The sequence below is a fragment of the Planifilum fulgidum genome, from assembly GCF_900113175.1.
In the GTDB taxonomy this organism is placed as follows: Bacteria; Bacillota; Bacilli; order Thermoactinomycetales; family DSM-44946; genus Planifilum; species Planifilum fulgidum.
In genome coordinates this window covers 46,288-55,567 of the sequence record NZ_FOOK01000001.1, presented here as the reverse complement: position 1 = coordinate 55,567, position 9,280 = coordinate 46,288, and the positions used below count along the sequence as shown (strand labels likewise).

The 9,280-nt window shown below is 50.9% G+C and carries 5 protein-coding genes; 1 reads left to right on the top strand and 4 read right to left on the bottom strand.

The window, feature by feature from the left end:
• Positions 1-907: 907 nt before the first annotated feature.
• A complete protein-coding gene (locus BM063_RS00250) occupies positions 908-1,636 on the bottom strand; it encodes a hypothetical protein (RefSeq protein WP_143085181.1) in 729 nt (242 codons plus the stop codon).
• 1,427 nt (positions 1,637-3,063) lie between these two features.
• Here BM063_RS00250 and BM063_RS00240 point away from each other — a divergent pair.
• Positions 3,064-3,771 carry a UTRA domain-containing protein gene (locus BM063_RS00240; RefSeq protein ID WP_177198896.1) on the top strand — a complete coding sequence of 236 codons (708 nt, stop codon included), beginning with the start codon at positions 3,064-3,066 and terminating at the stop codon, positions 3,769-3,771.
• A gap of 628 nt (positions 3,772-4,399) precedes the next feature.
• Here the strand turns inward: BM063_RS00240 and BM063_RS00230 are convergent.
• From BM063_RS00230 to BM063_RS00220, 3 genes are all read right to left on the bottom strand, one after another.
• Positions 4,400-4,963, bottom strand: coding sequence for a DUF4253 domain-containing protein (locus BM063_RS00230; RefSeq protein ID WP_092035318.1), 564 nt, complete (start codon positions 4,961-4,963; stop codon positions 4,400-4,402).
• 222 nt (positions 4,964-5,185) lie between these two features.
• Complete coding sequence (locus BM063_RS00225) at positions 5,186-5,599, bottom strand: PH domain-containing protein (RefSeq protein ID WP_092035317.1); 414 nt, start codon at positions 5,597-5,599, stop codon at positions 5,186-5,188.
• Between the two features lie 263 nt (positions 5,600-5,862).
• Complete coding sequence (locus BM063_RS00220) at positions 5,863-8,082, bottom strand: glycoside hydrolase family 3 N-terminal domain-containing protein (protein ID WP_245751951.1); 2,220 nt, start codon at positions 8,080-8,082, stop codon at positions 5,863-5,865.
• Between the last annotated feature and the right edge of the window lie 1,198 nt (positions 8,083-9,280).

Below are 9,280 nucleotides of genomic sequence, written 5' to 3'. Positions count from 1 at the left end.
GCTTGGCCTCGTGCGCCGTTTTGCGAACACCTCCTTCATTTAACCAATTTTTAGGCGATTGGGTGCGCGCTTTGGAAGTTGCAAAACGCCGTTTTCCCTTATTTTATGCGGGTTTTCACGTTTGCGAACAACCCCCGGGTTTTTGCCGAAGCTCCCGGTGTTCGCAAAATCAACCCATGCGGGAAACCAGACAATCCCATTATAAAGGCGTCACTGTTGCAACCAATCTCGCAGGGGACCACAAGATCGGATGATCCCCTGGATAAGACCCGACAATTCAGCGGGTGCCATTTACAACTATAACCTTCGGAAACAATTTCGTCAATTGAGAAGTTTGTTGTATTCCCATCAATCTACTGAAAGAAGAAAATGAAAGTGTCGTTGATCCGAGGGGGCTCGCGCTGATGCAGGTCAACGACATGGTGAACTACTTTACAATTTTCCATCGGGTTGGACCCTAAGTCTGAATCTGCACCGCGCATGGGGTTCTCATCGAAACCCGGGAAAAAGGATCCAATTGATTTCCGGATGCTTTATAATCAGTTTTTCGAGCATTTTAATGGATTGACATCGCTTTTCTGCTATATCAGTTCCCATCGCCACCTGACCGCCGATCAAGCCTTTTTGTTTTCATCCTGCTCCGGCAGATTCACAGATTTCGACAGGTTTCCCAGCCGGACCGGGGGAGATGGAGCGGTCGTGACCGGCCCCTGTGGAGGGCGGCTGCGATTTGGGCGCGGCAGCCGGCCTTCGGACGATGATGGGGAAATGCCGGCCGTGGTTTCTAAAGTAATCCAGGCCTTCATGCCCGATCTGCAAACCGGCGGCCGCCATTTTGTTTGGTCCGCGAGGATGAAACAACCGTCTCATGAGGTCCGCTTCCCTTACATCGGCTTTTTCTGTAGTGCTATTTGGCAAAGACGGCGGTGAGGCGGAGGCGCTCCTCCAGGATATTGGATGAATAGGCTTTTCGAAGGGCGTGCCTCAACGCTTCCTCTGCGGATCGTTTCTTGGAGAAGGGGCACGATGCCGCGAGGATTCCTTTCACCGTCTGGTCGATGGTCCGTCTCTGGGTCCAGCGATGAATGAACAGGTTCACCTGCCGGAAGGGAGAATGTCCGAGCGGCTCCACGGGACGGCAAGGAATGGTTTTTTCCACGGGAAGCCTTTCTTCCAGCTGCCGAAGCACCTCCAAGGCGACCTTTTGCCAATCGGTGAGGGGGCTGCACCGGTGGACCTCGGCGATGACGGCGCCGCCTTCCGGTTCCGTCATCTTTGCCAGAAAGGATAGCCGCCGCATCCGGTCCCTGCGGAGAAAGGCATCCTGCACGATCACCAAGCGAAACCGCCCCATCCGGGGATGCAGGAGTTCCGCCCCTCCCTCCAGGGGGATGACGTTGCGGATCCCCATCCGCGTTGCGTCCCGCCTTGCTTCTGCCAACCGATCCGGTTCCGGGTCGGCAATCAGGATCGATTCGAAGGATTCTGCGAGGGGAAGAAAAACCCCTGCACCGCACCACAGCACCAGCAGCCGCCCGCTTCCGTCGAGGCGGAAGTGCCTGCGCATCTCCTCGAAAAAGACCTCGGGAAGATCGGGAAGGCCGATAGGGCTTGCGCCCTCCCATGCTTCCAACAAGGGGTCTTGTCCATTGCGAAGGTCTTTCATATTCCTCACCAGGGTTTTCCTCATGATCTTCCGTTGTCCGCTCCCAGGTTTCATCTAAAAATGGGACAGATGCGGATAACCATGGCTTTTATCGGCCGACGCACCGAAACCCAATTGGCTGGCTCCTGCCGTATCCGCGGCTGCGGCGGATTCCGGAGGAAAAAGCCTGTTGCACAAACGGAGTTGTTGTGGTTCTTTCCGGGAGGAGATAGGAACCGGGCGACAGGACAAACGGCGGCGAAGTGGAGGAAGGAGCAGGCTTGGATGGGGGGCCTTGTATCGTCATTTGCTACGCTCCCGGGTTTGCCAACGCCTTTTCCGACGGGAGTTTGTCATCGTTTTCCATCTGCTTCGCCCGCCTGGTCGTCGGCGGGTCCGGTTTTTTTAAAACCGGCTGGATCTGCTCACGGCGGATTCGGGAAGGGGCTTTTAGCCGATAGAGTTTATAGGCGGGATCCGTGTTTCCAGTGGCGATATTGCATGTTTTTATTTGAGTATATATCCTAAAAACCGGTTATTCAATAGGTTGATTTTTAATAGAAATGACGACGAATGGATCGCATAATACGATTTGCATAAAGATAATCCGCTTTTATGAGCAAAAATTACACAAACGACAAGGGGAAGAGGGAGGGATGGGAAGGCGTTTATCGGAAGCGCCCTTTGCGTTTCGGAAAAGCAAGGTTTGGCAAAAATGTAGCCGATAAAAAAACACGAAAACCGTCCTTTTCCGTGGTTTTACCGCTTCGTCATGTCCAGGTTTTTCCGCATTCAGATGACGAGACCGAGGGCCGGGAAATGACCAATTGCAAATGAATCGCAAACCTCAAGTCACTTGGTATCTCATCATGAGAGGAAATCCATCGGAATTGGTAATGGATGAGTGGCCAAAGGGTTCATACTATCTTTGCTGAAGATAATGTGGCGTGGGTGGCGAAGGCATGGGAACGGACGGGCACAAACCGTTTCTAATTAATTGACCATGCTCCCGGGAAAAGCGATCATCGATGTGCCAGCCGGGCTGCAAAAACGAGTTATGCCCGACATTCCGCTGCCAAAGCGGTTTTCAAGCTGCTGAGCAAACAGCCATGGATCGCCGTCGGTTTCCATCCGTCCAGTCATAATGGAGAGAACAGGATTTGAAGTCCACATTACCCCAACGGCCAGCACAAATCTCTTCGCGATGTATTAAAATAAGAGAATGCATATACCTACAGCGCTTAATTCAAAATATTCTTTCGTTGTCTATAGACATTATATCGCCGGATTATGTCTATATGCAACCATCCTGCATAACAAGTGTACAGGCATCAGTGGAATAACCGTTTGTTTATAGACAACCCCTTGGGTTATAATATTGTCAAACCCAAATGATGGGGGAAAAGAGGCGAGGGGACATGAGTAAATTCCCAGCTATTCTTAAGGAGTTGAGGGCAGAGCGGAAAATTTCTTTATCTGAGTTATCGAAATTGACAGGCATAGATCAGGGGTATCTTTCCAGGCTGGAAAGAGGGGAAAAATCGAACCCGTCAGCCGAAGTGTTATCTAAGTTGGCCGATGCCCTCGGAGTCACCACTGACTTTTTGCTCGGCAGGTCATTTTACCTTTCAGATCGGAGAGGCGGATTTTCAGGTTTCGGCAGGCATTACGGGAAAAAGGCCACAAAAAAGTTGATAGAACTTCGGACAATCAAAACACCGGATGATCTGCCGAAAACGATTCGCCATGAATTGCAACCGCCCGTGTTGCTCTACAGCGTCATCCAATTGTTGGACAACAAACCTTTGGCCATATCTCGTTCCTACCTTCCGAGCTCCCTGCCGCTGGACGATCTTGAAAAAATCCTTGGGGGAGTGAAGAAAGACCCGACTCTCAGCCTGTACAAAACGCTGGAATCCTTAGGAAAAAAACCTGCAACCTGTGAAGAACATTTGACTGCTGAAATGCCATCCTCCGATGAAACATCTCTTTTGGAAATTTCCGAAGGCATTCCGGTGATCCAGATTACTCGGCGAACGTTTGATACTTCCAGTTATTTAGTCGAATGTTGCCTGATGACTTTAAGGGCCGATGCACACCAGCTCACATACCGTTTTGCTCTTTGAGGTGGGCCGGGGGATCCCGGCCCCAATTCGCGTAGACACCACGAAAAAACCGGGCAGCTGGCGCCGAAAAACCAAAAGCGGCGACAGGTGATCCGGCCGGCATCGATTGGTATATCAGGAATCGGATTTGTTGAGAAGTGGATGAAGTTTCACCATCGAGCATACCAACTATTATGCGGATGCCGGGAAGGGGCATTCCCCAATTTCAACGAAAAAATGTGACGTGAAAGGCCGGATGATATGACCCAGCCTTTTTCCTTACAGGGGGGAGGATGGCTGATTCCGTTTCATGGGGGAAGGAGAAATGCTGTTTCATCAAGCGGATCGTGGACTGTCCGGCGACCGGTGGCAGTTCCGGGCGGTTTATCGTCCAACGGAAAGCCTTGGCGGGAAGGCCGCAGACCCGCGACATCTCTGAGGCGGGTTTCGCGGATGCCGTATGTGATGGAGCCGTCCGCCGGAAAGCGAAAACAGCCGGCACTCCCAAGGCGAGGATGCAGGGGATCGATCACATTGAAACTACCATATTTCCGCAACCCATTCCGCATCACAGAGGAGATCTTCCGCAAGTAAATGCGCTTTTTTCCCCCTGCGCCTGATTGGATCCACCCGCCGGTGAGCCCAAAAATCAATCCCACCATAAGTGAATCAATCCCGTTGCTTCTATCACTTCTTTCAGGTCTTTGACCGAACCCCAGCCTTGATGGACGATATCCGGACAAAATTCATAGATCTCTTGGCAAAGCTGGTCCAAGTCATCAAATTGAGGCCAACACAGGAATTCGATCCCCACATCATCCGTTTCGGCGTGAAAAATGGATATCCCGTATTTCTCGTCAAACCGTTTCAGCCTTGTGATGATCTCCTCAGTAGTCCAGTCGCGGTTGCAATCAATCGTTCTGGCGATGCGCAGCTTGTCCCACTGATCCTTTCCGCACCCGATCACCACTTCCACGTCCTCTTCGCGGCGCCCATCCCCCAACCGTGTGCCGGAGGTTCCGGTGAACATCAGCACGCCTTCGGGCAGGGACGGCATTGCTTTCTGAATCAACTGGGCGGCATTTGTCTGAGACAGAATGACGGAACGATGGCTGCAATCCTTTGAGCGGCCGAAATCATATGTGGAATAGGGGCGGACTGCCTGACCGGTTTCCCGCTTGACCCATTCACATACGTCCTGGAAGTTGCGCATAAAAATCTCTCCTTGAACCGGTACTTCAATAACAGTTTACACGTTGTGACAAATGGTTTGGGCCGCAAAAAATCCCGTGTTTGTATTGTTAAGGACTTGGATGAAACCCAGGTCCTGGCAAAAGTCATCCCACGGCAGGATCATACGAGTAAAAGAACTTCCGCACATAAAAAAAGGCCGGTACACACCGGTCTCTTTCTATAAGTCTCTTTCTATAATCTGTTAATTCGTATTTCCCATTTGCCGGATTTTCTGCATCAATTTGAGGTAAAACTCCTTGACCTCTTCCTCTTTGATGAACTTTGGAAAAGCAAACTCATGGGTTTCAGATCTTGTTGCAACATAGACTTTGTTGGAAAAACTGTACATCTCTCCAAGAACCATCTTGACTTCAACGATTTGAGAATAGGGTAAAGTTATCAGAACCCTTGATTTGTCTGTGTTAAACTCTTCCACAAAAAGAAGTCTCCATTCAGTCATTGCCAAAGAATCGGCTCCAACCGGATACAGCGATTCAATAACTTCTCCTTCGAGGAGGAACTGTTGAAAATACTCTTTCCGCCTTTGAATTTCCTTTGCTTTGGTTTCTTCCGCCTTGGCCTTCATCTTCTCCGACATCCCGCTAAACAAACCCATTGTTGGTTCCTCCTTTCGCGTGAAATGGCATAGAAATCTGCTGAATCTACTTTAGAATGATTTCAATATAGCACACGATATTAAATTTGGTCAATTTATAAATTAATCACTTCATTCCGCATGATTTTCCTGTATTTGTAGAAACGTTGCGGATCTTAGGTCATCCCTTTTTGGGCCTCTCCCGTCTCCACCTGATGGGGACGGTCTTTTGCGTCCAAAAAAAAGAGGCTGTGCCTTTTCACGGCACAGCGATAGGGACCCAATTACTTGTTCTTTTTCGGGGGAACGATTTCCCCTATATCCGTCACCGGTTTCAGGACGTCATTCACTTTTTCGACGAGGATTTCCTTATCTACCGTAAAATGCAAAGTGTGTTTGATATCCTTGGAGGAAGCTCCGATGTAAACCGTGTATTTTCCGGGCTCCACGACCCAGGCCGAGCGTTTTTCGTCAAAAGACGCCAGCGATCTTGCATCCAGTGTGAAGGTCAAAGTTTGGCGTTCGTTCTTTCCAAGCTCCCTTGTCTTGCCGAAGGCCTTCAATTCTTTGACGGGCTTGTGCAATGCTTTGCCCGGAGCGCCGACGTAAACCTGGACCACTTCTTTTCCCGGCACATTGCTGGTATTTTTGACATCGACGCTTACCTTGATGGACTGATTGAATTTCTTGGAGCTCAGTTTTGGCTTGCTGTAGCTGAAATCAGAGTAGTTTTTGCCGTAGCCAAACTCATAGGACACCGGCACGTTGAAGGTGTCATAGTAGCGATACCCCACGTAGATGCCTTCATGGTACGTGACGGGATTTTCACCGAAAGTGGTGGACGGCACATACGGCCGGCCATTGGGAGCTTTTCCCTTTATGTCGATCGGGAAGGTGGTGGACAGTTTGCCCGACGGATTTTCTTTTCCGGTTAGTACGGCCGCGATCGGTTTTCCGAGTACCGTTCCGGTTTCCCAGGCGAGCAAAATGGCATCGGCCTTATCCTTCCAGCTTTCCATCTCTATGGGGGCCCCGGTGCTGAGCACGACAATGAAGGGTTTTTTGGCTTTGCGGCACAGTTCGGAGGCTGTGTCGATCAAGTATTGTTCGGCGTCGCTGAGATAATAGGCACCTTTTTCGGCCTGAACATCTACGCCTTCCGCCGAGCCCCTGCGAATGGTCATAATGACGCTGTCGGACTTGTCGACGATATCCTTGGCCAACTGTTCTTTGGAGGGTTTCATCTCTTTGAATGCGGGATCGCCGCCAAGACCGCCCACCGGAAGGATGCTGTCCACCTGTGGATAATCAAATTCGGTTGCATCGATCACCTTAGCCCCTTCCTCTTTCAGGGCCTGTGCCAGATGCACCAGTTTTGAAGGATCCACGTTCACATTGCCGCTTCCCGCGCCGCCGCGGACCAAATTGTTGGTCGCATTGCCGATGGTACCGATGGTTCCGCCTGTAATCGGAAGAGCCTTTTTGCCCTTCACTTTTTCGTTTTTCAGAATCACCATGCCTTCAACGGCGGTGTCATAGGCCACTTGCTCGTTCTCTTCGGCGTATTTGTTATGATCCGTGCTGGGCTGGACACCCTCAAATGCCGGGGTTTTCAACACATATTTCAAAATCCTGGCAACCGCCGCGTCGATTTCCTCCATCGTCAGGAAGCCCTTTTGATATCCCTCGATGATAGCTTCAGGGCTGCCGGAGGGCATGCTGAGATCTGTCCCCGCCTTGACCATAGAGGAATATGCGTTGTTTCCGGGCTGCGGCTCCCAGTAGGAGGCATTTCCTTGACCGCCCCAGTCCGTCATCACAATTCCGTCAAAACCCCATTCTTTCCGCGCGATCGTTGTGATCAGCTCGGGGTTTTGCGGGGGGCTTACACCGTTGATCTGATTGTATGCGGTCATGATCGCCCAGGGTTTCGCTTCTTTTACTGCGATTTCAAAGCCGCGCAGGTAGATTTCGCGAAGCGCCCTTTGGCTCACGTTGGTCGGCAGATTGCGGCGGGAGTTTTCCTGGTTGTTTGCTGCAAAGTGCTTAATCGTCGCGCCCACGCGCTGGGATTGCAGTCCTTTCACTTCCGCCGCCGAGGCTTTTCCGGACAACAGGGGATCCTCTGAATAGTATTCAAAGTTCCGGCCGTTCAGCGGGTGCCTGTGAATATTCATGGCCGGGGCCAACCACAGGTCGCCCCCGAAGTAGCGCAGCTCTTTGCCGATCGACCGGCCGACTTTGTTCAACAAATCCAGGTTCCATGTCGATGCTCTTGCGGAGGCGTTGGGGAATTGGGTGGCGTAGCGGGTAAGGGGAGTCCCATCCGGAGCAGTTCCTCCCGGAAGGGGATCGATCCGGACGCCGGCAGGCCCATCGGGGAGAGAGGTTGCCGGTATGCCGTACTTCTCATACAAATCGCCCGTTGTGCTGCCGGCCGCACCCTTTAATTTTTGCGAATCCCAGTCCCCCGCGAGAAGAAGCGCTTTCTCCTCCAGCGTCATGACTTTGAGCAGTTCGGGGATGGAAGATTCGTCTTCCAGGCGGACATTTTTCTCGTTTGCAAATGCGTAAGGCCCGACGGCGAACACCATGACAAGCATAACCGCTGTCATCAGGGATAATGCGCATTTGCTTTTGCCAGGCATCGGTTTTCCCCCATTTTCATTTGTTCATTTTTTCGTCCTCTCCGTCCGATTCCACCCCAACTGCCGACTTCTCAAAAACTTCCGGAAAAAGGAGTGTGCAGGGACATACATCCGGCGGAAATGAAACGCTCGAGGGATGGATGGTCCTTCATATATCCCCTCCCATTTCCAAGTAAGTGCTTTCATTTTCATCATAGATTTTTTATATTGAAAACTGCAACCCGGACATTAATAAATCCACGCAATGTTCATACCCGGATATTTTGACGCCATTTTCAGTGATTAAACGCATTGAAGGTTTGTCGTGCAGAGATTTCCCGTTTGATCGGGAGGGTTTTTTCCGACAATGTTTTGCAGAATCGCAAATATTCCTTCAAAGGTTCAAAGGTCTCCCTGCCTTGATTCAACAATATGTGCACGCTGCCCCTTCCCGCGCCGGGATCTCCCATAACGCTTGTCCGATTGATTTTGCAGCAGCGGATGAAACGAACGACTAAAGGATTCTGCGGTCGTCGTATGGATGAGGCAGGCTTGCGCTCCCATCCAACGGGGAGGATTGTCCAAAAATTAAAGGAAGAGGAGTGCGGCATTCCGGATGCCGGCGTTTTATCAAAGAGTGGGTAAAAGAGCTGTCCGTCTACCGATAAGGAAAAAGCCGGTCCAGCTGCAGGTCCTGGAGGGCGCGCCGGCAGGGTCCGGAAGGACACGGATGATCTGGAGGCAAGCGGTGAAGATAGAGCGATGGGGATGTAAAGGGGAAGTGGAAATTTTATGGGGCCAAACCGCAGGTGACGGTTTCTGATCGCAAATCGGATGAAAAGGAGCGTTATGTGGGCGCACTCTCTTAACCGCGAATCATTCCCCGTTTCAACAACTAATGGTTTTTCCGTCCCACCCGGTAAAATTCGTGAATGGTTTATGGGATCAGGAAAGTTTGAGTTTCTCCAACGTCGAAGAAGGTTTAGGGTCGAAAAAGGAACATTGAATAATAAAGATTATGGCTGCAAGAATAGGTGAAAGTATGAAAAAAGAAGTAGGCCCATCCACTATTGCC